The organism is Mycolicibacterium neoaurum, from assembly GCF_036946495.1.
Taxonomy (GTDB): Bacteria; Actinomycetota; Actinomycetes; order Mycobacteriales; family Mycobacteriaceae; genus Mycobacterium; species Mycobacterium neoaurum_B.
Genome location: NZ_JAQIIX010000001.1, coordinates 1002044 through 1027121, shown reverse-complemented (window position 1 = coordinate 1027121; position 25078 = coordinate 1002044). Strand labels below are relative to the sequence as shown.

Here is a 25078-nt window from a genome sequence, read left to right as displayed (position 1 = left end):
CCGGTGCTACGGCACGTTAGGTGCTGTACCTGAGGCGCACAGCAACTTCGCAGAAATTATCAGAACCGTAAATTGAATGTGCGTTTGCAATCACATTCGGGCGGGTACAGCGCCGGTGGGCGGGGTGTGACGGTGGCCGCAATCGACCGGTGCGCAACCGGCTGGAAGCGCATATCGCTGCTCAGGGGCACTTCTGGCAAACGTCGCAATCGTTGCTGAAATCCCGACCCAGCGGCGATCGCTTCGCGACGGTCCGGATCTGCCGGTCGCCGTGTACGCCGGCCACGCTGACCGGTCAGCTAACGGTGCCGAGGGTGGTCAGGTGCCGCAGAAGGTGCGGTACCCGGCCGCGAATTCCTGGTCGGCCTGCGCCGCGTAGCGCTCCAGTCCGGGTCGTTCCGTGTAGGGGTCACTTATCGCATCCAACAACCGGTGCACCGGCCCGAGGTCCCCGCCGGTGGCCGCCGCCAACGCCTCCTCGACCAGGTGATTACGCGGTATGTAGACGGGATTGACGCGGTTCATGCCGGCGGTGTCGGGAGCGTGCGCCCGCCAGCGCGTCACCCAGTCCATGAATCCCAGTGGCACATCGCCGCGGGCGAGGCCGCGGAAGAAGGACGTGTGATCGATGGCGTGCTCAGTCAGCAGCCCTGGCAGCTCGTCGATCAACGCATCATCCGAATATTCTTGTCCGAGGCCAAGTTTGGCCCGCATGCCGGATCGCCATGCGGCCTGGTAGCGCGGCGCGAACTCGCCGAGGGTGGCGGTGGCGAGCTCGATCGCGGCGTCGGTGTTGCCGGCAGACTCGGCCAACAGTGGCAGCAACGTCTCGGCGAAACGGGCCAGATTCCAGCCGGTGATCGCCGGCTGATTGCCATAGGCATAGCGGCCCCAGCTGTCGATCGAGCTATATACCGTCGCCGGGTCGAACGTATCCAGGAAGGCGCACGGCCCGTAATCGATGGTCTCCCCGGAGACCAGGACGTTGTCGGTGTTCATCACCCCGTGGATGAAGCCCACCAGCATCCACCGCGCGACCAGCTCGGCCTGCACGGTGATCACGGCGTCGAACAGGGCCAGATACTTATCGGGCGCATCGGCGCATTCCGGATGGTGCCTGGCGATGGCGTGATCGGCCAATCGACGCAACAACCCGGCGTCCCCGGTGCTCGCGGCGTAGACGAAACTACCCACCCGCAGATGGCTGGCGGCAACGCGAGCCAATACCGCGCCGGGTAACACGGTCTCCCGGTGGACCGGCGCACCGGTGGCCACCACCGACAGCGAACGCGTGGTGGGGACCCCGAGTGCGTGCATACCCTCGCTGACGATGTACTCGCGCAACATCGGGCCGAGCGCGGCCAGCCCGTCCCCGCCGCGGGACAACGGAGTCGGCCCGGAACCCTTCAGATGGAGATCGCGACCGTCGGGGAATTCACCGAGCAGCAATGCGCGGCCGTCACCGAGGCGCGGTTGCAGCCCGCCGAACTGGTGCCCGGCGTAAACCTGGGCCACGGGCGATGCGGCGGACGGCAAGCGCGTCCCGGTGAGCAGTCCGATGCCCTCACCGGACCGTAACCACTGCGGGTCGAGACCGAGCTCGGCGGCCAGCGGCTCGTTGAGGACGGCCAGGGTGGGCTGCGGTGGGGTCGCGGCCTGCCAGCTGATGGCCAGTTCGGGCAGTTCCCTGGCAAAGCGGTTGTCCAGCGCGACGGTCGACGCGGTCATCCCTCCGACGCTAGCCGACCGCCAGCCCCAGTGCCGTCAGCGTCGTCGTGACCTCCACCGAGGCCCCCAGCACGTCGCCGGTCACACCGCCGAAGCGGCGCACACAATGACCCACCAGCAGCGCGCAGAGCGTCAGCGCCACCAGCACCACCAGCGGGCCCTGCCATGGTCGCCCGGTCACGAACGCGGCGGCGACGGCCAGTGCGGTTGCCCATGCCGCCACGACCCAGCGCGGTTGGGAGCCCGCGACCAGACTGCCGAGGGTGCTGCCCGATGCGGCCGGTACCGAACGGCGGCAGGTCAGCACCACCGCGACCCTGCCCGCCGCGACCGCGACGATGATCGCCGCCGGGCCCAGCACACCGAAGGTGAGTCCCTGCACCACGATCGCCACGACGATGGCGGCCACACCGAACGGGCCTGCGGTCCCGTCGCGCATCACCGCCAGCGCACGCTCGGGCGCGCCGTAACAACCCAGCCCGTCCACGGTGTCCGAGAGCCCGTCGATGTGCAGACCGCGGGTGCACAACAGCAGCACCGCGACGGCCAGCACACCCGCCAGCGGGCCCGGACCCCACAACGCCGACGCACCGACGCCGACCAGGGCGGCCACCCCGCCCAGCGTCACGCCGACCACCGGGAGCGCGGTCAGCGCGCCGCGGCCGAACGGGTGTCCCGTCCGGACCGGCAGCACCGTGCCGAAGGCGAAAGCCGATGCCAGCGGACCGATCATGGGGTCGCGTCGGGTGCGCCGGTGACGGCGGCCTCGTCGAAGGTGGCCATCGAGGCCAGGGTGGCGACCGCGGCACGCAGTACCGGCAGGGCCACCGCGGCGCCGCTGCCCTCACCCAGTCGCATGCCGAGGTCGACGATCGGTTCGAGCTCGAGGTGCTGCAGCGCCAACGTGTGGGCCGGCTCGGTGGACCGGTGCCCGGCCTGCCACCAGGCGCGTGCTCCCGGCGCGAGTTCTTCGGCCACCAGCGCCGCCGCGGTCACGACCACACCGTCCAGCAGGACCGGCGTCCGGCGGATCGCGGCCTGGGCCAGGAACCCGGCCATGGCCGCCAGGTCGGCGCCGCCGCACACCCGCAACAGGCCGACCGGATCGGCCACCACGGCGCGGGCACGGTAGAGCGCATCGCGAATGGCCGAGGCCTTGCGCGCCCAGCCCGCGTCATCGATCCCGGTGCCGCGCCCGATCACCGCGACCGGCTCCGAGCGGGTCAGGGCGGCGATCAAGGTGGTTGCCGGTGTGGTGTTCCCGATCCCCATGTCACCGGCGATCAGCAGATCCGCACCGCCGTCGACCTCTTCGTCGGCGATCGCGCGCCCGGCGGCGATCGCCGCGTCGGTCTGCTCGGCGGTCAGCGCGTCCTCGACGGCGATATTGCCGCTGGCGCGCCGGATCCGGTGGCGTGCGACGCTGTCGTCGGCCTGTTCGGCGTCCACCGCGATATCGGCGACCCGGACACCGGCCCCGGCGAGTTCGGCGAGCACGTTGATGGCGGCACCGCCGGCGGCGAAGTTGGCGACCATCTGCGCGGTCACCTCCGGGGGAAACGCCGACACGCCGGCCTTGGCCACGCCGTGGTCACCGGCGAACACCACGACCCTGGCGCGCTCGAACTGCCGCGGCGGGCACAGGCCCTGGCAGGCCGATACCCATACCGACAGCGACTCGAGGCGGCCGAGCGAGCGGGGCGGTTTGGTCAGCGTGAGCTGGCGGAGCAACGCGGCCTGTCCGGCATCGACGTCGGGGGTGAGCACGGTGGGGAACACACCGGGGGATTCAGTGGGGAACTCTGCGGTCATGACTACTCCTTCACGGCCAGCGGTTGGCCGGCGACGACGAGCACCACCCGGTCACACACCGCGGCAAGCCGCTGGTTGAGCGTGCCGAGCTCATCGGTGAACAACCGGCCTGCGGGTGTCGCCGAGACGACCGTCAGCCCGACCTCCGGGCTGACCAGCACCAACGGCCCGGTGACGGTGTCGACCGCCGCGCACAGGTCATCGATATCGGCACCGATCGACCCGCCGGTCCATGCGTCGCGGCGGTCCATCACCGCGGTGAGCCAGCCGCCGATATCGTCCACCAGCGTCGGTGTCATCGGATCGGCTCGCAGATGCGTTGCCACATCGGCAGATTCGACGGTGTGCCAATGGGGCGGCCGTCGGTCGCGGTGGGCGGCGACCCGTACCGACCAACTGTCCGCACCGACGGGCGCCGGTCCGGTGGCCAGATAACGAACGGTCGGCGACGCGGCGAGCAGGCCCTCGGCGTGACGTGATTTACCCGAACGGATGCCGCCGAGGACGAGCGCACGCACCCCGGGACGGGCCGGGAGAGTGGGCACGGGCCCGGCTCAGACGTCGTCGCCGCGGTTGACCTGCGGGCGCGGCGCGCGCATCCGGCGCAGCTGCGAGGCCCGGCTGGCGGCGTAGAAGCCCAGCTTGAACCCGGTCTCGGTGTTATCGGAGAACTTCTCGTCGACCTTGCGGTTGACGTAGCGACCCACGATCACCCCGTCGATGACCATCACGACCAGCAGTACCGGCATCGCGAACGACAACGGCTGCTGCACGGCGGGAGACGGGACCGACAGGGTCACCAGGATCAGGCCGAGGGCGATCGGCATGAACAGTCCGAGCAGATTGCGGCGGGCGTCGACCAGGTCACGCACATAGCGGCGCACCGGGCCCTTGTCGCGCGGCAGCAGGTAGGCGTCCTCGCCGGCCATCATGCGTTCCCGGCGGTCGGCCATATCGGCGCGCCGGGTCAGCTTCTGGGCCCTGCGCTCCTCCTTGGACAATTTCGGGCCGGCAACGGCCTTGCGGCGCTTACGGGCCTCGGCCGTCGTCATGGGCGCCGGCGCCACCGGACCGCGCTTGCGGGCCGCCTCGCTGCGTTTGGGGGTCGGTCGGCCCTTCGGCGCGGTCCCCGTGTTCGCCCCCGACTTCCTGGCCTCGGCAACCTCGGCCGCCGAGCCCGACGCTCCGGCGGATTCCGCGTCCTCCGGTTCGGGATTGTCCTTGTTTCGGCCGAGCAGCTTCACGTCCGCAAGGTTACTTGGCTGGGCCTCGCGGCCCGGCATGCACCTGCCGATGCCACCCTCTACGCTGCTGGCATGACGGGGCTGGCGGTACTGATCGCGCCGGATTGCTTCGGCGACACCCTCACCGCGGTGCAGGCCGCCGAGGCGATCGCCGCGGGATGGGCCGCGGCCCGCCCGACCGACACCCTGACCCTGGCCCCGCAGTCGGATGGCGGCCCGGGTTTCGTCGAGGTGCTGGCCAGCCGGCTCGGCGGGTTACAGGCGGTCACCGTGCACGGGCCGCTGGGCGGCTGGGTGGACGCGCACTGGGTGCGCCACGGTGAGACCGCCTATATCGAGTGCGCGCAGGCGTGTGGTCTGGCCCTGCTCGGACGCCGTCCCGACCCGGAGACCGCCGTCACCGCCGACACCCGCGGGGTCGGGGAACTCGTGGCGGCGGCCGTCGGGTCGGGCGCCCGGCGGATCGTCGTCGGTCTCGGCGGCAGCGCGACCACCGACGGCGGACGGGGCCTGGTCGAAGCGCTGGGCGGCCTGCCCGCGGCCCGCGAGCGGCTGGCCGGAATCGAACTGATCGCGGCAAGTGATGTCGAACACCCGTTGCTGGGACCGATGGGCGCCGCGGCGGTGTTCGGGCCGCAGAAGGGTGCCGACGCCGCGACCGTCGCGCTGCTCGAAGAGCGGCTGACCGAATGGGCGGGCCACCTCGGCCCGGGTATCGCCGAACAGGCAGGGGCAGGCGCCGCAGGGGGGCTCGGCGCTGCGTTGCTGGCGCTCGGGGGCCGCCGCGAACCCGGGGCCGCCGTCATCGCTGAGCACACCCGGCTCGCCGACGATCTGGCCGCCGCGGACCTCGTCATCACCGGTGAGGGCCGGTTCGACGACCAGTCGCTGCACGGGAAGGTGGTCAGTGCGCTGGCCGGCGGCGCGCGCGAGCGCGATGTGCCGGTGCTGGTGCTGGCGGGCCAAGTCACCCTTGACCCGGAGGCGCTGGCCGAGGCGGGGATCGCAGCGGCCCACTCGGTGACCGATTTCGCGGGTTCGGTACAGCTGGCCATGGACGATGCGCAGGCCCAGCTGACCGGACTGGCCCGGCGCACCGCGGCCGACTGGCCCACACGGCTCGGGAATAGTGACCGAGCAAGGTACCGTTGAAGATATCGCGATTGCACCGGCACTTCTTCAGGAGATGCAATGACTGTTCAGGACGACACCACCACCGAAACCCATGGTGCGGTGCTGACCGACGCCGCGGCGGCCAAGGCCAAGGCGCTGCTTGACCAGGAAGGCCGCGACGATCTGGCGCTGCGCATCGCCGTGCAGCCGGGCGGATGCGCCGGATTGCGCTACAACCTGTTCTTCGATGACCGCACCCTCGACGGCGACCTGACCACCGAGTTCGGTGGGGTATCGCTGACCGTGGACCGGATGAGCGCTCCGTACATCCAGGGCGCGACCATCGACTTCGTCGACACCATCGAGAAGCAGGGGTTCACGATCGACAACCCCAACGCCACCGGGTCCTGCGCCTGCGGCGACTCGTTCAACTGATCTGACACAGAGCTCATACGGACCGGCTGAGTCATTCAGCCGGTCCGTTGTGCTTTGTCAGCGCACCGGGTCAGCCCGTGCGTTGCACGTAAGAACACACCAGGATCTCGTCGTCGAACTGCAACAGCTGGCCGACGGCCTGCATATCTGTGCCGACCGGCACCGCGCCGCGACTCCGTCCGGACTCGGTGACCCGCATGGTGAACAACGCCTGGGCCTGATTGGTCGACCACGGCACCAGCTTGTCGATCGAGGTGACCTCGACGCGACCGTACTGCTTTTCGAATCCGTCGGCGTTCAGCTCGGCCAGCGCCAGATCGGACTTGCGGTCGGCGACCTCGTCGTACAGCCCGCACAGCGTGTGCCGGGCGATCGCCTCGACATCCCCGTCAGCCAGCGCGTCCAGGAAACCCTGGATGGCCGGCTGCACGGTCTGGGCCGTCATCGGCTGCTGACCGGCATCGCCGCCGCGCAGCACCACCGCGGCGCCGGCGACGACCGCGACCACAGCGACGGCAACCGCACCGACGACCAGGTTTCGCCGCCGATTGTTCCGCGGATAGGGCACCGGTGGGGGCAGCGCGCCCGGATAGCCGAACTGCCCGGGCCCCTGCGGCCCGATCGGCGGCGGAAACCCTTGTGGGGGAGGGGAATCGGGGTAGGGCGCGGGGCCGGACATGTGGTGCTTTCCGCAGTCTGGGATGGAGATCGGACTCACAAGCAGGCTAGCGCACCCCGGACCTACGCCCTCGGCGCCGAAGCGCCGGTGCCCCCGCGTCTGTAAGGTGCGCCTAGCCAACTTGATGACTTTCGAAGGGCGTTTTTTCGTGACCATTGCGGTGACCGGATCCATTGCGACCGACCATCTGATGAAGTTTCCCGGCAAGTTCTCCGAGCAGCTGCTGCCGGATCACCTGCAGAAGGTGTCGCTGAGTTTCCTGGTCGACGACCTGGTCATGCACCGCGGCGGTGTCGCGGGCAACATGGCCTTCGCGATCGGCGTGCTCGGCGGTGACGTCGCCCTCGTCGGCGCGGCGGGCCAGGATTTCGGTGAGTACCGTCAGTGGCTCGACGACCACGGCGTCAACACCGAGAACGTGCTGATCTCGGAGAACGCGTACACCGCGCGGTTCGTCTGCACCACCGACGAGGCGATGGCCCAGATCGCGTCGTTCTACCCGGGTGCGATGTCCGAGGCCCGCAACATCGACCTGGCCGAACTCGTCGAGCGCAGCGGTGCGCCGGAACTGGTGATCGTCGGCGCCAACGACCCGGACGCCATGTTCCGCCACACCGACCAGTGCCGCGAATTGGGTCTGCCGTTCGCCGCCGACCCCTCCCAGCAGCTGGCCCGCCTCGACGGTGAGCAGATCCGTCGCCTGATCGACGGTGCGACCTACCTGTTCACCAACGACTACGAGTGGGATCTGCTGCTGCAGAAGTCGGGACTGTCCGAGGCCCAGGTCATGGGGCAGATCAAGATGCGCGTCACGACCCTGGGGGACAAGGGTGTCGACATCGTCGGCAGCGACGGCACGTTCGTGCACGTCGGTATCGTCCCGGAAACCCACCAGGCCGACCCGACCGGCATCGGCGACGCATTCCGTGCCGGGTTCCTGACCGGCCGTTCCGCCGGGCTGAGCCTGGAACGGTCGGCGCAGCTGGCCTCGCTGGTGGCCACGCTGGTACTGGAAGCCACCGGCCCGCAGGAGTGGACCTGGGACCGCGACTCCGCGGTGGCCCGCATCTCCGAGGCCTACGGAGCCGAGGCCGCCGCCGAGATCGGTGCCGCGATCGGCGTCGCCTAGAGCTGCACCGGGTAGGTCGGCTCGCTGATCTGTGGTGACACCGTGCCCTCGACGAAGATGGCGTGCCACAGCATGAAGATCAGCACCGTCCACAACCGGCGGCTGTGATCGCCGGATCCGGCGCGATGATCGTCGAGCATGGTGCGCACCGCCGCCAGATCGACCAGATCGCCTGCCTGCGATGTCTCGATGGTGTGCTGGGCCCAGTCCAGCAGCGGTCCGGTCTTGAGCCAGTGCCGGATCGGCACCGGGAAACCCAGCTTGGGCCGGTTGAGCACATGTGCGGGCACGATCGGCTCCAGCGCGCGGCGTAGCGCGTACTTGGTGGTGGTGCGGGTGATCTTTTGGTCGTAGGGCAGCCGGGAGGCCACCTTGAACACCTCGGGGTCCAGGAACGGAACCCGGAGCTCCAATGAGTTGGCCATGGTCATCTTGTCGGCCTTGACCAGGATGTCGCCGCGCAACCAGGTGAACAGGTCGATGTGCTGCATGCGCGCCACCGGATCCCAGCCCGCCGATTCGGCGTACAGCTGCGCGGTCACGTCGGTGTGGGTCCAGTCGGGCCGGAACCCGGGCAGGGTGGCGCGCAACTGCTCATCGGAGAAGCTGCGGGCGTTGCCGTAGTAGCGCTGCTCCAGCGTCATCGAACCCCGGTGCAGCAGGCTCTTGCCCCGCATGCCCTCCGGCAGCGGCCGGGACGCCTTGCCCAGCGACCGCCGCAACGGCCGCGGGATGTAATCGAACGCCTTGAGCGACAACGGCTCCCGGTAGATGGTATAGCCGCCGAAGAGCTCGTCGGCGCCCTCGCCGGAGAGCACCACCTTCACATGCTTGCGGGCCTCGCGGGCGATGAAGAACAGCGGTATCAGCGCGGGATCGGCCACCGGCTCGTCGAGGTACCAGACGATCTCGGGCAATGCGGCGACGAACTCCTCGGCGCTGACCACCTTGGTCACGTGGCGTGCCCCGATCGCCTTCGCCGACTCGACGGCGACGTCGACCTCGGAGAACCCCTCGCGCTCGAAACCGGTGGTGAAGGTGATCAGCCGCGGGTTGTGCCGCATCGCCAGCGCCGCGATGGCCGTCGAATCGATACCGCCGGACAGGAAGGCGCCGACCGTCACATCGGCGCGCATGTGCTTGGCGACGGAGTCCTCCAGGACCGCGGTGATCTCGTCGTAGCGGGCCTGCTCGGCGCCCTCGACGAAGGGCACCGCGGCGAACCGCGGACGGAAGTAGCGGCTGACCACCGGAGCCCGCCCCGGCCGGATGACGGCGTAGCTGCCCGACTCCAGCCGGCGGATCCCGCGGTGCAGCGTCTCGGGCTCGGGAACGTACTGCAGCACCGTGTAGTGTTGCACGGCCCGCTCGTCGATATCGAGATCCAGCCCGGCGGTGGGGGCGAGATCGATCAGGCACTTCTTCTCGCTGCCGACCACCGTTCCACCCGGCCCGGTCGCCATGTAGAGCGGTTTGATGCCGAAGGGATCCCGTGCGCACAGCAACTCGGCGGTCTGGGTGTCCCAGAGCGCGAAGGCGAACATGCCGCGCAGCCGATTCAGAACGTCGGTGCCCCAGTGATGGAAACCGGCGACGATCGCCTCGCCGTCACCATCGGTGTGGAAGACCGCGCCGAACTCCTCGCGCAGCGCCTCCCGCAACTCCAGGTAGTTGTAGATCTCGCCGTTGAACACCAGCGCGTAGCGATCCGGGGCCTCTGCGGGCCCCCAGCGCAGTGGCTGATGACTGTGCGCGATATCGATGATCGACAGCCGGTTGAAACCCAACACGACATCCTCGTCGGACCATGTTCCTGGTTCGTCGGGGCCACGGTGACGCATCAGATGCGAGGCCCCCGAAACCGCCTCGACCAGCATCGGAGTGGTCTGAACGGTCGGGTCGGTCAGATACGCCAGCAGTCCGCACACCGCGCCAGTATGCCGAATCGTGCAGTCGCTTCGCTCGACCCGGCAGGCGTGGTCTACGCTGCGTAGTATTCGCCAAGTTTGACCGACCGCGCTGCGGTTCACCGACTTCATCTAGGAGGCGCCAACGTGACCGCTCGCGGGGCCCGTTTGGTGGCGTTGTCATTGGTTTTGGGTGGTACGGCCATCCTGCTGAGCGGCTGCAGCTACCAGGAGATCTTCGGACTCGGCTGGCCGCAGGGCATCACCCCGGAGGCGCGGTTGAACCGCGACCTGTGGGTGTGGTCGGTCATCGCCTCGTTCGTCGTCGGCGGCATCGTGTGGGCGCTGATCTTCTGGACCAGCGTCTTCCACCGGAAGAAGGCGACCGATACCGAGCTGCCCCGTCAGTTCGGCTACAACATGCCGTTGGAGCTCGTGCTCACCGTGGTGCCGTTCCTGATCATCTCGGTGCTCTTCTACTTCACCGTCGTGGTGCAGGAGCGGATGCTGCACAAGGATCCCAACCCCGAGGTCGTCGTCGACGTCACCGCCTTCCAGTGGAACTGGAAGTTCGGCTACCAGAAGGTCGACTTCGCCGACGGCACCATGGATTACGACGGCGTCGACAATGCGCGCAAGGAAGCCATGCGGTCGGTGCCCGAGGGTGTCGACGAGCACGGTATCGAGCGTGTCGGTCCGTTGGCAGGCAAGAACAGCGAAGACCGCAGCTACCTGAACTTCAACAAGATCGAGACCATCGGTACCAGCACCGAGATCCCGGTCCTGGTGTTGCCCAAGGGCAAGCGCATCGAGTTCATCATCTCTTCGGCCGACGTGATCCACGGCTTCTGGGTGCCCGAGTTCCTGTTCAAGCGGGACGTGCTGCCCAACCCCAAGGAGAACAACTCCGACAACGTGTTCCAGGTCAGCGAGATCGAGCAGACCGGAGCCTTCGTCGGACGGTGCACCGAGATGTGCGGCACCTACCACGCGATGATGAACTTCGAGGTTCGTGTCGTGGAGCCCAACGACTTCAAGGCCTACCTGGAGTATCGGGAGGCCAATCCGGAGGCCACCAACGCCCAGGCGTTGCAGGCCATCGGTCAGGATCCGCTGGCCACCACCACCTTCCCGTTCGACACCCGCCGCGGTGAGCAGGTCGGTGCACCCGCGCAGGCGAGCAAGTAAGGACGACGACGCATGCATATCGAAGCCCGGCTGTTCGAATTCCTGACCGGATTCTTCGTGCTCGCCTCGGTGGTGTACGCAGTGCTGACCGCGCTGTTCGCCACCGGCGGCATCGAGTGGGCCGGTACCACCGCGCTGGTGCTGTCCACCGGTCTGACACTCATCACCGGCACGTTCTTCCGCTTCGTGGCACGTCGCCTGGACACCCGGCCCGAGGATTACGAGGACGCCGAAATCAGTGACGGTGCCGGCGAGTTGGGCTTCTACAGCCCGCACAGCTGGTGGCCGATCCTGATCGCGCTGTCCTTCTCCACCGCCGCCGTCGGTGCCGCACTGTGGCTGCCGTGGCTGATCGTCGCAGGCATCTGCTTCGTGCTGGCCTCGGCCGCCGGCCTGGTCTTCGAGTACTACACCGGTCCCGAGAAGCACTGACCCACCTTCGGCCAGGTCACAACCGTGCGTCAGTTCGTCGGCGTGCCGTGTCGGCCCGGTCCGCACGGCCACGGTGTTGGGTAATCTTGCCGAGGCAGCAGTCGAGAAGGATAGGCCGAGGTTTAGTTGCAGATGAGCGGGCCGTCAGGACCGGAGTCTTCGGGCGGGGACAGGGATAAGACGTCCCGGTCCGACGAGACCGATATCCATTCGCGTGCGTATTCCGCCCCCGAATCCGAGCAGTTCGTCAGCGCTCCGTACGTTCCGCCGGATCCCGCGCTCTACGACTACGACAACTATGCGCCACTGGATCCCGAGGATGACCGGCCGCCGCGGTGGCCCTGGGTGGTGGGCGTCGTCGCGATCGTCGCTGCCATCTCCCTCGTCGCCTCCGTCGCCCTGTTGGTGACCCGTACCGACAGCGACAACATGGCGAACCCGACGACGTCCACCACGACGGCGCCGCCGGTGCAGGATGCGATCACCACGACCACGCCTCCGCCGCCACCCCCACCACCACCGCCGACCACCGAGGCCCCACCACCCCCGCCGCCGGAGACCGTGACGGTGACCCAGGAGCCGCCGCCCCCGCCCCCTCCGCCGCCGGCCGAGGAGCCCGCGCCCCCGCCGGCCACCAGCGAGGCGCCGCCCCCGCCGCCACCGACGACGACGCGCCCCGCCGGACCGCGGCAAGTCACCTATTCGGTGACCGGCACCAAGGCACCCGGTGACATCATCACCGTCACCTACATCGACGCGTCCGGGCGCAGTCGCACCCAGCGCAATGTCTATATTCCCTGGTCACTCACGGTGACCCCGATATCGCAATCGGAGGTGGGCTCGGTGCAAGCGTCCAGCCTGTTCCTGGTGAGCCGGCTGAACTGCTCCATCACCACCAGTGACGGGACGGTCCTGTCCTCCAATACCGGCAACGCCGCGCAGACGAGCTGCTGATGCCGGATATCACGACACCGAGGACGTCTCGGACGCTGTCGGGTCCGCCCGATCTGGACCGCATCCTGGTCGGGGTGTGCGCCGCAGTGTGGCTGGCCGCCCTCGGCGTGTCCGTCGCGGCGGTGGTGCGGCTGGTCGACCTCGGCAGTGGGCGCGGCACCGTACGCGCCGGGCTCGCCGAGGCCTCCGGTTCGGAGACGCCGTGGGTGCTCTACACCGTCATCGGCGTGTCCGCCGTGGTCATCGCGGTGGCGATCCCGCTGTTGATCCGGGCCCGTAAACAGAGCAGTGAGCGACCGGTGCGCAGCTTCACCCCCGCCGGAGGTTCGGTGTCCGAGGACATCGCCGCGATCACACCCCGGCCGGGCCGGCGCCGCGCCGCCGAGACGCCGATCGGCGGTACCGAGACCGCCGTGCGCGCCGGCGCGCTGCCCGCGGTGGTGGAACAGGTGTACCTGCGCTGCACGGCGGGAGTGCTCGCCGCGGTGGGCGCGGGCACGCTGGCGGTGGCCGTCGCGACCTACCTGCTTGCCGGCGACAACGAGACCGGGGCGATCGCGCTCTTCATCATTGCCGGACTGGTCACCCTGGCCATGCCGGCGCTGCCGTGGTTCTTCCTGCGCGAACTGCGCGCGGTGCTGGGGCTGGGTACACCCGCGGCCTGAGGTTTCCGGGTCCACGCGCGTATCCCTGGCTTCAGTCGTGCCGGCCGGTCAGCTGCCGAAGCTGAACTGGGGTAGGGGATTCGGCCGTCAGAGCTACCTGAATGCAGCGTGGCCGCGGTCGGTGCTGTTCCGACTGAACACACGTAGGTCCTAACCGATACCCGGGCGCCAACCCGGCGGTGGATCCTCGCCGACCAGGCCGTCGACGGCCTCACGCAGCAGATCGGCATGCCCGGTATGTCTGCCGTACTCCTCGACCAGATCGCACACGCTGCGGCGCAGGCTCGCCCGGCGGCCGTCGGACCAGACGATGCTCACCGGCTGATCCAGGCCACCGTCGGCCAGCGCCGCCGTGAGCCTGGTCCGGGACCGTTCGACGGTATCGTCCCACAGCGCATACAGCCGGGCCGGAGAGTCCTGCGCGGCGGAGGTGAAATCCCAGTCCAGGTCGGCATCCCAATCGGCGCTATCCCAGGGCTCTCCCATGGCCGAATCGTCCAGACCCGGGCCGAACCGCTGGGCCTCGGCGCGGGCCAGGTGCTTGAGCAACCCGCCGAGGGTGAGCGTCGATGCCCCGATTCGGGTGTTCAGCCCGGCGGCGTCCAGGCCGTCGGCCTTCCACCGGAACGTGTACCGCAGCCGGTCCAGTGCGCCCAGAAGATGTTGTTCCTCTGAGCCGGACAGGGGTGGCTCCCACGGCGGGTCGATGGACATGAGGCTCAGATTAGCCGCGGGGTAGGGGAGTGGGGACACGAAAAAGGCCCGCGCAGCCAGACTGCGCGGGCCTTTCTCGGTCAACTGCTAGTGGTGCCCGTTCGAGCCGTTCCCGTTCGAGCCGTTGGTGCCCTGGCTCTTGCTGAGCACCGCGAGCGCCCGGTGCTCGGCGGCGTGGGCCGCCTCGGTCAGGGCTTCGTGCTCCTCGATCGGGTCTGCCTTTAGGAAGCTGCCGGTGCCCGGCGAGCCCGCGGACCCGAGCTTGTTCATCCGCTTCGGCAGCGCGGCACCCTGGTACTCCAGCGGAATCGGGTGTCCGTGCTCGTCGACCGGGCCGAGCGGCTGGTGCAGCTCGATGTAGGCGCCGTGCGGGAGGCGGGTGATGATGCCCGTCTCGATACCGTGCTCAAGCACCGCACGGTCACTGCGCTGCAAGCTGATCGCCCACCGGTAGGTGATGTAGTAGACGATCATCGGCAGCACGACCATGCCGATACGGCCGATCCACGTCGTCGCGTTCAGCGAGATGTGGAACTTCAGCGCGATGATGTCGTTCATGCACATGAAGGTCAGCAGGATGTAGAAGGAGATCGCCGCGGCACCCACAGCGGTCCGTGTCGGAGCGTCACGCGGACGCTGCAACAGGTTGTGGTGCGCATCGTCGCCGGTGAGCTTCTTCTCGATGAACGGGTAGGCCATCAGCAGCACGAACACCAGGCCCATGCCCATGGCGACCCACACCGACTGCGGGATGGTGTAGTTGCCGATGTAGAACTCCCACGCCGGCCAGGTACGGGCCAGACCGTCGGTCCACATCATGTAGAAGTCCGGCTGGCTACCCGCCGAGATCTGCGAGGGCTTGTACGGGCCGAGCACCCAGATCGGGTTGATCTGCAGCAGACCGCCCATCAGGCCCAGCAGGCCGGTGATCATCGCGAAGAACGCACCGGACTTGACCGCGAACACCGGCATGACGCGCACGCCGACGACGTTCTTCTCGGTGCGGCCGGGGCCGGGGAACTGGGTGTGCTTCTGGAACCACACCAGCGCCATGTGCACGCCGATGAGCGCGAGCATGATGCCCGGGATCAGCAGGATGTGCAGGGCGTACAGGCGCGGGATGATGATCTCGCCGGGGAAGTCGCCGCCGAACAGCGCCCAGTGCAGCCAGGTTCCGATGACCGGCATACCCAGGGTGATCGAGGAGAAGGCGGCGCGCAGGCCGGTGCCGGACAGCAGGTCGTCGGGCAGCGAGTAGCCGAAGTAACCCTCGAACATCGCCAGGATCAGCAGCAGCGAGCCGATGACCCAGTTCGCCTCGCGTGGCCTGCGGAACGCACCGGTGAAGAAGATGCGTGCCAGGTGCACCATGATCGACGCCGCGAACAGCAGTGCCGCCCAGTGGTGGACCTGCCGGACGAACAGGCCGCCGCGGACCTCGAAGCTGATCTCCAGCGCCGACTCGTAGGCCCGCGACATCTGGATACCGCGCAACGGCTGGTAGACGCCGTCGTAGGTGACGTGTGCCATCGACGGATCGAAGAACAGCGTCAGCCACACACCGGTGATCAGCAGGATGATGAAGCTGTACAGCGCGATCTCACCCAGCAGGAAGGACCAGTGGGTGGGGAAGACCTTGTTCAGGACTCCGCGCCGCACCGCCTCCGAGGGGTGATAGCGGGAATCGATCGCATCACCTTGTGCGGCTGCGATATCAGCGAGCTTGGGACTCATGATTTCCGCTCCCAGAATGCCGGTCCGACGGGTTCGATGAAGTCGCCGTTGGCGACCAGATAGCCGTCCTTGTCGATGGTAATAGGAAGCTGCGCCAAGGCTCGGGCAGCGGGGCCGAAGATCGGGCGCGCGAAGTGCAAGGCGTCGAACTGCGACTGGTGGCACGGGCACAGGATCCGGTAGGTCTGCTGCTCGTACAGCGACGACGGGCAGCCCAGGTGCGAGCAGACCTTCGTGTAGGCGAACAGCTCACCGAAGTTGAAGCTCTCCTGGCCCTGCCGCTTGACCACGCGCGGCATGTCCTGCGGCTTGATGCGGATGAGCATCACCGGGTTGCGGACGCCCATGGCGATCTCGAACAGGTGGTGAGCCGATTCGACGGTGGTGCCGTCGCCGTCGGACTCACGCCACGGGAACACGGTCTCCATGCCGCCGGCGTCGATGTCCTCGGGACGCATCTTGACGAACGCCGACTCGCCGGGGAGACCGGTCGCGCGGGCCACGTAGATGGTCTCGCCCTCGTAGCGCGGGGTCCAGCCGGAGGTCCACAGCACGGCCTTCTTACCCTCGGCGGTCGGCACGACCGGCTTCCACGGGTTCTTGATCAGGCCGCCCATGAAGGCCACCAGGGTGCCGAGACCGAACGCGCCGAGGCCGATACCGGCCGACAGGCCGATCAGCTTGCGACGCTTGATCGTCGAGCCCTCGAGTGCATCGGTCAGGTTCGCGACGATGGTCTTGCGATGAATCTCTGCCGAGGCACCGTCGTGACGGTCCTGGATGGTGATCTCTTCGGGGATGAACTTCTTTTGGAAGAGCACCGCGCCGACTCCGATGGCCAGGATCGACAGACCGAAGGTCAGGCCGTAGAGCGGAGTGGCCAGCGTGTAGAGGCGTTCGCCCTCGCCGCCGTAGGGGACGTACTCCCACGGCCAGAACAGGAAGACCAACAGCAGGGCCAGGCCGGAAAAGCCACCGAGCAACAACCAGTAGGCGACGGTGCGGGAGGCCCGCTTCTCGGCCTTGGTGCCCTCGACCGGCCAGCGCGGCTCCTTGTAGACGATCTCGACACCGTCGAGCTTGCCGCCCAGTTCGAGCAGCTCCTCGCGGGACATCTTCGCCAGTTCCTCGTCACTCGGCTGGCCGGGAACGGGCCCGCCGGAGGTGTCACTACCTTTGATGTTCGCGCTCATGCACGAGCTCCGATCCACATCGTGATGCCGACTGCGGCCACGATCCCGATGATCCAGATGGCCATGCCTTCAGTGGTGGGGCCGAAGCCGCCGAGACCGTAGCCGCCCGGATCCGGGGTGTTGGCCGCCTCGACCACGTACGTGACGATGTCGGCCTTTTCCTCGGGGGTGAGCTGACGATCCGAGAACTTCGGCATGTTCTGGGGTCCGGTGAGCATCGCGGTGTACACCTGCGCGGGGACCTTCGCGGCCTCACCGAGGTCGGGGGCGTACTTACCGGAGGACAGGGCTCCGCCCTTGCCGGTGAAGTTGTGGCAGGAGGCGCAGTTCAACCGGAACAGGTCGCCACCGCGGGCGACATCGCCGGCCAGCAGGGACTCGTCGGCGATCTGGCCGTTGGCCTCGCGCGGGACGATGGGTCCGCCGCCGTTGGCCTGGACGTAGGCGCCCAGGGCGTCGATCTGATGCTCGTCGAAGACCGGGTCCTTGCGCGGGGCCTGCGCCTCGCCACGCATCGCGGGCATGCGGCCGGTGGAGACCTGGAAGTACACGGCCGCCTCACCGGTGCCGATCAGGCTGGGTCCGCGGTCGGTGACACCCTGCAGGTTCGCGCCGTGGCAGCTGATGCACGAGGTGTCGAACAGCTGCTTACCGGTGCGCAGCAGCGCCGACTGCGATTCGTCGGCCACCGCCACCTGAGGTGTCGGCGTCAGCGTTGCGGCGACTACACCGGCTGCCGACAGCCCGAGCAGCAGCAGCAACGCTGCCGATACGCGGCGTCGGAACCGACGGCGGGACTTGGTGGACGACATCGATCCCCTTCTCATCTTTGAGGTCAACGGACGCATCGGCGAGCCGGTCACCGTACGAAGTAGATGACTGCGAACAGCGCGATCCACACGATGTCGACGAAGTGCCAGTAGTACGACACGACGATCGCGGCGGTGGCCTGTGCGGGTGTGAACTTGCTCATCCGGGTACGGATCAGCAGGAAGACGAAGGCGACCAGACCGCCGATGACGTGCAGGCCGTGGAAGCCGGTGGCTAGGTAGAACACCGACCCGTAGGCACTGCCCGGGATCGTGGTGCCGTGCTCCACCAGGTGGATGTACTCGTAGCCCTGGCCGAGCACGAAGAACAGGCCCATCAGGAAGGTGATGACGTACCAGCGGCGCAGGCCGAAGACGTCACCGCGCTCGGCGGCGAACACACCCATCTGGCAGGTGAAGGAGGAGGCGACCAGCACTGCGGTGACCGGTACGGCCAACCACAGATTCAGCTCGGTCGGCTCGGGCGGCCATGCACCCTGTGCCTGAGCCCGCGCGGTGAAATACATCGCGAACAGCCCAGCAAAGAACATCAGCTCACTGGAAAGCCACACGATGGTGCCGACACTGACCATATTCGGCCTGTTCAGCGAATGTACGCGGGAGGTAATCGCGGTCCCCGAGGTCCCAACAGCGCTCGTCACAGGTGCAAGTATGACGCTTTGTAGTTGACGAACACCAGCCGGGTTCACAATTGGCCTCAAACCCGAGGCGGTGCACCACTGGTGACGGCCGGATAACGGTGCATGCACGGGCGATAACATCACGGCGTGTCATCCGCTGAGAACGTCTCCGACAACCCGACCTGGCCGCTGATCCTGGGTCGGCTCACCACTCATCAGGATCTGCTGCGCGGCCAGTCGGCGTGGGCCATGGATCAGATCATGACGGGCTCGGCCACCCCGGCACAGATCTCCGGCTTCGCGGTCGCGATGCGGATGAAGCGGCCGACGTCGGCGGAGGTGACCGAGCTGGCCGACACCATGCTCAAGCACGCCCGGCGCATCCCGGCCGGGCTGATCGGCGACCGGGCGGCCGACGCCGTGGACATCGTCGGCACCGGCGGCGACGGCGCCAACACGGTGAATCTGTCGACGATGGCGTCCATCGTCACCGCGGCCTCCGGCATCCCGGTGGTCAAACACGGCAACCGCGCGGCCTCGTCGCTGTCCGGTGGTGCCGACACCCTCGAGGCGCTGGGCGTGCGCATCGATCTGGGACCCGACGAGGTGGCCCGCAGCGTCGCCGAGGTCGGTATCGCCTTCGCCTTCGCGCCGCAGTTCCATCCGTCCTATCGGCACGCCTCGGTGGTCCGACGTGAGATCGGCGTACCGACGGTCTTCAATCTGCTCGGTCCGTTGACCAACCCGGCCGCGCCGCGCGCCGGACTGTTCGGCTGCGCATGGGGTGATCTGGCCGAGGTGATGGCCGGCGTCTTCGCCGCCCGTGGCGCCAGCGCACTGGTGGTGCACGGCGACGACGGTCTCGACGAGCTGACCACGACGACCACCAGCACCATCTGGCGGGTACAGGCGGGCACGGTCGACCGGCTGACGCTGGACCCCGCTGCATTCGGTTTCCAGCGGGCTGATCTCAGCGAGCTCGTCGGCGGTGATGCCGAGGCCAACGCCGCGTCGGTGCGTGCGGTGCTCGGCGGTGCTCAGGGTCCGGTGCGCGATGCGGTGATCCTCAACGCTGCCGGTGCGATGGTCGCCCATGCCGGACTGACCAGCGATGCGCAGTGGACACCGTCGTGGGAGTCCGCGCTGGCCCGGGCCGCCGAGTCCATCGACTCCGGGGCGGCCGAGCGGCTGCTGGCCAACTGGGTGCGGTTCACCCAGAAGGCCGCAGGCTAGCCCGGTCCGCACGGCGCGGCGGATGCACGCCGTAGCGATCGTCGAGCAGATCGGTGTCGGGTCTGCTCGCCGCCAGCTGCGCGGTGCGCGCCCGGGCTGCCCATCCGGCCCAGTGTGAGGCGGATCCGATCGGTGAGGCGTAGCCGGGTTCGGCGGTCACGATGCGCACACCCGGGGTGGTCAGCCAGCGGGCGATCAGCCCCGTCTCTTCGACCAACGCCCCGCCCAGCGGAGCGTCCTCGCGCAGGATCGTCTGGGCGGCAGCGGTGATGGCCTCGACCACCGGCATCGGCGGAATACCGCGGGGGGCGCACCCGGCCGAGGCGAGCTGGCCGTGCCGGATCACCGCGAGATGCCAGCCGCCCTGGCCGTCCGGTTGTGCCGCCACGATCTGATCGACGTCGGCAAGCGCGCGCAATTGTTGTCCGCGAGCGATCTTCTCGACCGCGGTCGCGGTGTGATCGCGCAACCGGGCCGCGGTTTCATAGCGGTGTTGGCCGGCCAGCTCCTCGATCAGATCGATGACATGGGCGATGACGCTGTGGTCGGCGCCGTCTATCAGATCGGCCGCCCGGCGCGCGGCGTCTGCGTAGCCGGCCATGTCCACGCCGGGCGCGGCGGGGCAGGGGGCGAGCTCGCGTTCGGCGCAGGTGTGCGGCGCGCTGCGGGACAGGCGGGCCGTGCAGGTGCGCAGACCGGCCCCGCGGGCCAGCACCTCGGCGGTGTCGACGGCATCGGCCCGGGCGGTGAACGGACCCAGGGCGCGGGGACCGCGCGGGCGGCGGACCACCGACAACCGGGGGAAGGCCTCGTCGGTCAGGGTGATCCACCACCATTTGCGCGGGAATTTCGACCGCCGGTTGTAGGGCGGGGCATGGGCTGCCAGCAGCCGCAGTTCGCGCACGCCCGCCTCCAGCTGGTGCGCGCACTCCACATGGTCGACGCGGGTGGCCAGCGCCACCATCTCCTTCATCCGGGTGCGCGGATCGGCACCGGTGAAGTACTGACCGACGCGACGGCGGAGGTTGACCGCGGTGCCCACGTAGAGCACCTCATCGGCGGGCCCGCGGAACAGATAGACCCCCGGGGTGCTCGGAATCCCTTGGGCCAGATGGCGTTTGCGGCGTTGCGGTGCACTCTTGTCGGGTAGGTAACCGCGCAGTTCGGCGTAGGTGTGCACACCCTGGTTGCCGACGCGCTCGATCAGGCCGTGCAGCACGTCGACCGTGGCCCTGGCATCGTCGAGGGCCCGGTGGGTCGGGGTGGTCGAGGCGCCGAACAGCCGCGCCAGCGCGGAGAGCTTCACGCTGGGCGCCTCGTCGCGGGTCAGCACGCGGCGGGCGAGTTTCACCGTGCACAGCACCTGCGGCCGCGGCCAGGTCAGTCCCTGGCGTTGCGCGGCGGCCCGCAGGAAACCGATATCGAAACCGGCGTTGTGGGCGACCAGGACCGCGCCGCGGGAGAATTCCAGGAAGGCCGGGAGCACCGTGTGGATCGTCGGGGCGTCGCGCACCATCGCGGTGGTGATTCCGGTCAGCTCGACGATCTGCGGCGGGATGGCACGGCCGGGGTCGACGAGCGTGGCCAGCTCCCCGAGCACGGCACCGCCGCGAATCTTGACCGCACCGATCTCGGTGATGGCGTCGTTGTCGCGGCTGCCGCCGGTGGTCTCCAGGTCGACCACCACGAAGGTCGTGTCGGCCAGTGCGATACCGGCTTCCGGATCGGCGAGCGGGTCGGCCCAACCGTCGGCCGAACCGTCGAGGTCGGCGAAGCTCAGCTGCGGCACAACGGTGACGGTAACCGTGGGCGGTGACATCCGAGCCCGGTGTGAACGCTCGGTCGGCGGGGCGTGTCGGTACCCGTCGTTACGGTGCGGGGGAATCGCCGGACGGCCCGGCGCAGATAAGGACGGACCGCCATGACACACCCGATGGGTGAGGATTTCGAGGAATTCACCGGTGCTGCACAGATGCCTGCGGACGGCTCGGTGACCATCGACTGCGATGACTGCGCCGTGCGCGGGCCGGGGTGCCGGGACTGCGTGGTCAGCGTGTTGCTCGGAGTTCCGGAAACTTTGCTGGATGACGAACGTCAGGCGCTGGAGGTGTTGGCCGATGTCGGTTTGGCACCGCGGCTGCGGCTGGTTCCGATCCGTCGCCCCGGTGCCCCGGATGGTAGAACTGGTGTGGCGTGATGACACGTGATGAACCACGGGAAGCAAAAAGTTAATCCCGTGAGCCTGTTGAATTCACGCCCTCCGTTGGACAAGCCCGATGCCGTTTCGTAACCTGTTCGAGACCTAACAGTAGTTCGTCGCGGCTGACTCGCAGTTGTAAGGACGCAATACCTTGAGGCCTGATTTCTCGGACCGGCGTAAGCGTGGCGTAAAGCGAGCCCTCATCGGTGCGTTGACGGGCCTGACCATCCTCGGTGGATCGCTGGCGACCGGCGTGCATGCCGACCCCGCCGAGGACGCGCTGGCAAAGCTGAACGAGTTGTCTCATCAGGCCGAGATCGCCACCGAGAACATGCATGCCGCGCAGCTCGATCTCGACGAGAAGCTGGCGGCGCAGGCCGCCGCCGAAGAAAAGCACAACGCCGACCTCGCCGCCGCCGATGCCGCGAAGGCCGACCTGGCAAAGTTCCAGACCTCGGTCAACAACATTGCTGCCGCGCAGTACATGGGTGGCCGCACCGATGGGCTGGACGCCATGCTGACGGCGAGCTCGCCGCAGGTGCTCATCGACCAGCTCGCCGTGCAGCGAGTGATGGCCACCGAGATGTCGGCCCAGATGCAGAACTTCAAGCAGACCAGCGCGCTGGCCGCACAGGCCGAATCCGCCTCGGCGCGCTCGGCAGCCGATGCCAAGACCGCCGCCGAGCAGGCTGCCGCGGTGCGCGCCGATCTGCAATCCAAGCAAAGCAAGCTGCAGGTCGAGATCGCCATCGTCAAGTCGCAGTACGAGCGGCTCACCCCCGCCCAGCGCGAGACCCTGGCCGCGATCCCACCGGTCCCCGAGGGTGTCGTGCCTCCCGCCCCGGCACCGTTGCCCGCAGACGATCCCGGTGTGCTGGCAGCACCGCCCGCGGGTATCCCGCCAGGTGATATCGCCCCGCCGGCCGCCGCGCCGGGTTCCGGCGGTGGCTCGGTCGCCGTGCAGGCCGCCTTGACGCGGATCGGTTCGCCGTATTCGTGGGGTGCCGAGGGCCCCGGAGCCTTCGACTGCTCCGGTCTGGTCAAGTGGGCCTTCGGTCAGGCGGGTATATCGCTGCCGCACTCCAGCTACGCCCTGGCCGCCGGTGGTCAACCGGTGTCCACCGATCAGATGCAGCCCGGTGACGTCGTCTCCTACTACTCCGACGCCTCGCATGTCGGGATCTACATCGGCAACGGCATGATGGTGCATGCCTCCACCTTCGGCCAGCCCGTCGTGGTTGCCCCGGTCAACAACGCCCCCATCTACAACGTGCGCCGGTACTGATCAGCTGAAGCTCGTTCGTCGCGGCGCCCCCGCTACTCGCCTTGCCATCGTTGCCGTTGCCGGCGCGGTGCTGCTCGCCGGTTGCCAGACTGCGTCGCCACCGGCACCGGTCGGTTCTGACGCCACCGTCTCGACCATTGCTACGTCGGCGGCGACAGCCGGTACGACGTCGATTGCGTTGCCTGACGGCCGCACCGGCGCGCTACGCGGAGTCGGTGGTCCGCGCAGTCAGCCGCTGATCGATCGGATCGCGGTGGAGTTGCCCGGCGCGGTGGATGCCGTCACCGCATTCTGGGGACCGGACTGGCCCCGCGAGATCGTCGTCGTGGTGACCGAATCGGATGAGCAGTTCCGGGTGCTCGCCCACGGCAGCGGAGATGTCGCCGCCGCCACCACCGCCGAGGGCATGGTGTTCGCTCCCGGCGCCGCCGATATGGGCGCCACTGCGCTGCGCATCGTGGTCCGCCACGAGCTGTTCCACTATGCGGCGCGTGCACAGACGGTCGCCAGTGCTCCACTGTGGTTGACCGAGGGGGTCGCGGACTACGTCGGTCGCCCGGCCCAACCGCCACCGCCAGGTGGCGCGCGACTGGCGCAGCTGCCCACGGATGCCGACCTGCAGACCGCCGGGCCTGCGCGTTCGGACGCCTACGACCGGGCCTGGTGGTTCAGCCGGTTCGTCGCCGAGCGGTACGGTGCCCCGGCGCTCAAAGCGCTCTACCTGCGGGCCTGCGGGGCCGGGCATCCCGACGCAGCGACCGCCGTGCGGGAGACCCTTGGCGCCGATCTGGATGAGGTGGTGGCGCAGTGGCGTGCCTGGTTGACCCGATAACGTGGGCCCGATGACCCGGGTCCTGTTGCTGACCAACGACTTTCCGCCGCGCCGCGGTGGTATCCAGTCCTACCTGGAGGCGTTCGTCGGCGAACTGCTCCACGCCGGGACACATGACCTCACGGTGTATGCGCCGACGTGGAAGGACTGCGCCGAATACGACCGGCGGGCGGCCGATGCCGGATACCGCGTCGTACGCCACCGCAGCACGCTGATGCTGCCCGAGCCGACGGTGGCCGGCCGGATGCGCGATCTGATCGACGAACACGCCATCGACACGGTGTGGTTCGGTGCGGCGGCCCCACTGGCACTGCTGGGACCGTTGGCCCGCCGGGCCGGAGCGGGTCGCATCGTGGCCAGCACCCATGGCCACGAGGTGGGGTGGTCGATGCTCCCGGTGGCGCGTTCGGCTCTGCGCCGCATCGGGGAGGACGCCGACGTGGTGACCTACGTCAGCGACTACACCCGCGCCCGATTCGCCGCCGCGTTCGGTCCTCGCGCGTGTCTGGAGCGGTTGTCCCCGGGTGTGGACATCGATCGGTTCGCCCCCGACAGCGTCGCGCGCGCCGAACTGCGGGCCCGGTACGGATTGGGTGGTCGGCCCGTGGTGCTGTGCCTGTCGCGGCTGGTACCGCGCAAGGGGCAGGACATGCTGATCCGCGCATTCGACCAGATCCGCCGTCGGGTTCCCGGCGCGGCGCTGGTGATCGTCGGCGGCGGTCCGTATCGCGCGGACCTGGAGAAGTTGGCGCGTCGGGTCGGCGTGACCGAGGACGTGATCTTCACCGGCGGGGTGCCGGCGGCTGAACTGGCGGCCCATCATGCGATGGCCGATGTCTTCGCCATGCCGTGCCGCACCCGCGGCGCCGGTCTGGATGTCGAGGGGCTCGGCATCGTCTACCTCGAGGCCTCCGCCAGCGGGGTGCCGGTGGTGGCCGGGCGGTCCGGCGGTGCCCCCGAGACGGTCCGCGACGGTGAGACCGGCTGGGTCGTCGACGGCACCGATGTGGACGCCATCGCCACCGCGGTCGGGGATCTACTGGCCGACCCGAGGACCGCGGCCCGGATGGGTGCGGCCGGGCGTGACTGGGTGGTGGCCAACTGGCAGTGGCACACCCAGGGCGCCCGGCTCACCCGGTTCCTCGGCTGAC

General features: G+C 68.6%; 25 protein-coding genes. 12 read left to right on the top strand and 13 right to left on the bottom strand.

Annotated features, from left to right (window positions below; all coding sequences use genetic code 11):
- Positions 1-318 precede the first annotated feature (318 nt).
- Genes PGN27_RS04800 through PGN27_RS04780 form a run of 5 tightly spaced genes read right to left on the bottom strand, consistent with a single transcriptional unit; the run spans position 319 to position 4784 of the window.
- Positions 319-1728: a protein adenylyltransferase SelO gene (locus PGN27_RS04800; RefSeq protein WP_335325057.1), complete on the bottom strand. Its 1410-nt coding sequence runs from the start codon at positions 1726-1728 to the stop codon at positions 319-321.
- Positions 1729-1738: 10 nt separating this feature from the next.
- On the bottom strand, positions 1739-2461 hold the full coding sequence (locus tag PGN27_RS04795) for an adenosylcobinamide-GDP ribazoletransferase (RefSeq protein WP_335325056.1): 723 nt from the start codon (positions 2459-2461) through the stop codon (positions 1739-1741).
- Positions 2458-3540 carry a nicotinate-nucleotide--dimethylbenzimidazole phosphoribosyltransferase gene (gene cobT, locus PGN27_RS04790; protein ID WP_335325055.1) on the bottom strand — a complete coding sequence of 361 codons (1083 nt, stop codon included), beginning with the start codon at positions 3538-3540 and terminating at the stop codon, positions 2458-2460. The genes PGN27_RS04795 and cobT overlap by 4 nt, the downstream gene beginning before the upstream one ends.
- Before the next feature lie 2 nt (positions 3541-3542).
- Positions 3543-4058: a bifunctional adenosylcobinamide kinase/adenosylcobinamide-phosphate guanylyltransferase gene (locus PGN27_RS04785; RefSeq protein WP_030136442.1), complete on the bottom strand. Its 516-nt coding sequence runs from the start codon at positions 4056-4058 to the stop codon at positions 3543-3545.
- A 36-nt stretch (positions 4059-4094) separates the two neighbouring features.
- A complete protein-coding gene (locus PGN27_RS04780; RefSeq protein WP_335325054.1) occupies positions 4095-4784 on the bottom strand; it encodes a DUF3043 domain-containing protein in 690 nt (229 codons plus the stop codon).
- Between the two features lie 72 nt (positions 4785-4856).
- Between PGN27_RS04780 and PGN27_RS04775 the strand changes: the two genes are divergently transcribed.
- Both PGN27_RS04775 and PGN27_RS04770 read left to right on the top strand, forming a co-directional pair.
- Complete coding sequence (locus PGN27_RS04775; RefSeq protein WP_335325053.1) at positions 4857-5936, top strand: glycerate kinase family protein; 1080 nt, start codon at positions 4857-4859, stop codon at positions 5934-5936.
- Between the two features lie 39 nt (positions 5937-5975).
- Positions 5976-6332: a HesB/IscA family protein gene (locus tag PGN27_RS04770; RefSeq protein WP_335325052.1), complete on the top strand. Its 357-nt coding sequence runs from the start codon at positions 5976-5978 to the stop codon at positions 6330-6332.
- A gap of 70 nt (positions 6333-6402) precedes the next feature.
- Here the strand turns inward: PGN27_RS04770 and PGN27_RS04765 are convergent, their stop codons facing one another.
- Positions 6403-7011 (bottom strand): Rv0361 family membrane protein, encoded by a 609-nt coding sequence (locus PGN27_RS04765; RefSeq protein WP_335325051.1) that lies wholly within the window; start codon positions 7009-7011, stop codon positions 6403-6405.
- 148 nt (positions 7012-7159) lie between these two features.
- Between PGN27_RS04765 and PGN27_RS04760 the strand changes: the two genes are divergently transcribed.
- Positions 7160-8140, top strand: coding sequence for a carbohydrate kinase family protein (locus tag PGN27_RS04760; RefSeq protein ID WP_335325050.1), 981 nt, complete (start codon positions 7160-7162; stop codon positions 8138-8140).
- Here PGN27_RS04760 and asnB read toward each other — a convergent pair.
- Entirely contained in the window at positions 8137-10068 is a 1932-nt protein-coding gene (asnB, locus tag PGN27_RS04755) for an asparagine synthase (glutamine-hydrolyzing) (protein ID WP_335325049.1), read from the bottom strand. The two genes, PGN27_RS04760 and asnB, sit on opposite strands and share 4 nt — an antisense overlap.
- 126 nt (positions 10069-10194) lie before the next feature.
- On the opposite strand from asnB, the gene ctaC reads away from it, so the two are divergent.
- The 4 genes from ctaC (at position 10195) to PGN27_RS04735 (ending at position 13286) form a co-directional block, all read left to right on the top strand.
- The gene (gene ctaC / locus PGN27_RS04750; protein WP_335325048.1) at positions 10195-11235 is read left to right on the top strand and encodes an aa3-type cytochrome oxidase subunit II; all 1041 of its coding nucleotides are present in this window, start codon (positions 10195-10197) and stop codon (positions 11233-11235) included.
- Between the two features lie 12 nt (positions 11236-11247).
- Positions 11248-11667 (top strand): cytochrome c oxidase subunit 4, encoded by a 420-nt coding sequence (locus PGN27_RS04745; protein WP_030136435.1) that lies wholly within the window; start codon positions 11248-11250, stop codon positions 11665-11667.
- 132 nt (positions 11668-11799) lie between these two features.
- On the top strand, positions 11800-12621 hold the full coding sequence (locus tag PGN27_RS04740) for an MmpS family transport accessory protein (protein WP_335325047.1): 822 nt from the start codon (positions 11800-11802) through the stop codon (positions 12619-12621).
- Positions 12621-13286 (top strand): DUF2561 family protein, encoded by a 666-nt coding sequence (locus tag PGN27_RS04735; RefSeq protein ID WP_335325046.1) that lies wholly within the window; start codon positions 12621-12623, stop codon positions 13284-13286. The genes PGN27_RS04740 and PGN27_RS04735 overlap by 1 nt, the downstream gene beginning before the upstream one ends.
- 150 nt (positions 13287-13436) lie before the next feature.
- Here PGN27_RS04735 and PGN27_RS04730 read toward each other — a convergent pair whose 3' ends face one another.
- The 5 genes from PGN27_RS04730 to ctaE all read right to left on the bottom strand — a co-directional run bounded on the left by PGN27_RS04730 (position 13437) and on the right by ctaE (position 18398).
- Entirely contained in the window at positions 13437-14000 is a 564-nt protein-coding gene (locus PGN27_RS04730) for a mycothiol transferase (RefSeq protein WP_335325045.1), read from the bottom strand.
- 87 nt (positions 14001-14087) lie between these two features.
- The gene (qcrB, locus tag PGN27_RS04725; protein WP_335325044.1) at positions 14088-15734 is read right to left on the bottom strand and encodes a cytochrome bc1 complex cytochrome b subunit; all 1647 of its coding nucleotides are present in this window, start codon (positions 15732-15734) and stop codon (positions 14088-14090) included.
- Positions 15731-16927 (bottom strand): cytochrome bc1 complex Rieske iron-sulfur subunit, encoded by a 1197-nt coding sequence (gene qcrA, locus PGN27_RS04720; RefSeq protein ID WP_335325043.1) that lies wholly within the window; start codon positions 16925-16927, stop codon positions 15731-15733. Before qcrA ends, qcrB begins: the two co-directional genes overlap by 4 nt.
- Positions 16924-17754 carry a cytochrome bc1 complex diheme cytochrome c subunit gene (qcrC, locus tag PGN27_RS04715; RefSeq protein ID WP_031601586.1) on the bottom strand — a complete coding sequence of 277 codons (831 nt, stop codon included), beginning with the start codon at positions 17752-17754 and terminating at the stop codon, positions 16924-16926. Before qcrC ends, qcrA begins: the two co-directional genes overlap by 4 nt.
- Before the next feature lie 32 nt (positions 17755-17786).
- Positions 17787-18398 carry an aa3-type cytochrome oxidase subunit III gene (ctaE, locus tag PGN27_RS04710; RefSeq protein WP_081843494.1) on the bottom strand — a complete coding sequence of 204 codons (612 nt, stop codon included), beginning with the start codon at positions 18396-18398 and terminating at the stop codon, positions 17787-17789.
- Positions 18399-18524: 126 nt separating this feature from the next.
- On the opposite strand from ctaE, the gene trpD reads away from it, so the two are divergent.
- Positions 18525-19610, top strand: coding sequence for an anthranilate phosphoribosyltransferase (gene trpD, locus PGN27_RS04705; RefSeq protein ID WP_335325042.1), 1086 nt, complete (start codon positions 18525-18527; stop codon positions 19608-19610).
- On the opposite strand, the gene PGN27_RS04700 is transcribed toward trpD, so the two are convergent.
- Positions 19588-21399 (bottom strand): DEDD exonuclease domain-containing protein, encoded by a 1812-nt coding sequence (locus tag PGN27_RS04700; protein WP_418888531.1) that lies wholly within the window; start codon positions 21397-21399, stop codon positions 19588-19590. The two genes, trpD and PGN27_RS04700, sit on opposite strands and share 23 nt — an antisense overlap.
- 132 nt (positions 21400-21531) lie before the next feature.
- Between PGN27_RS04700 and PGN27_RS04695 the strand changes: the two genes are divergently transcribed.
- The 4 genes from PGN27_RS04695 to PGN27_RS04680 all read left to right on the top strand — a co-directional run bounded on the left by PGN27_RS04695 (position 21532) and on the right by PGN27_RS04680 (position 25077).
- Positions 21532-21807 (top strand): hypothetical protein, encoded by a 276-nt coding sequence (locus PGN27_RS04695; RefSeq protein ID WP_418888530.1) that lies wholly within the window; start codon positions 21532-21534, stop codon positions 21805-21807.
- Positions 21808-21961: 154 nt separating this feature from the next.
- Positions 21962-23095 (top strand): peptidoglycan hydrolase RipC, encoded by a 1134-nt coding sequence (gene ripC, locus PGN27_RS04690; RefSeq protein WP_335325040.1) that lies wholly within the window; start codon positions 21962-21964, stop codon positions 23093-23095.
- Positions 23019-23927, top strand: a complete 909-nt coding sequence (locus tag PGN27_RS04685; RefSeq protein WP_418888529.1) for a peptidase — start codon at positions 23019-23021, stop codon at positions 23925-23927. Before ripC ends, PGN27_RS04685 begins: the two co-directional genes overlap by 77 nt.
- A 10-nt stretch (positions 23928-23937) precedes the next feature.
- Positions 23938-25077: a glycosyltransferase family 4 protein gene (locus tag PGN27_RS04680; RefSeq protein WP_335325039.1), complete on the top strand. Its 1140-nt coding sequence runs from the start codon at positions 23938-23940 to the stop codon at positions 25075-25077.
- Position 25078: the final 1 nt, after the last annotated feature.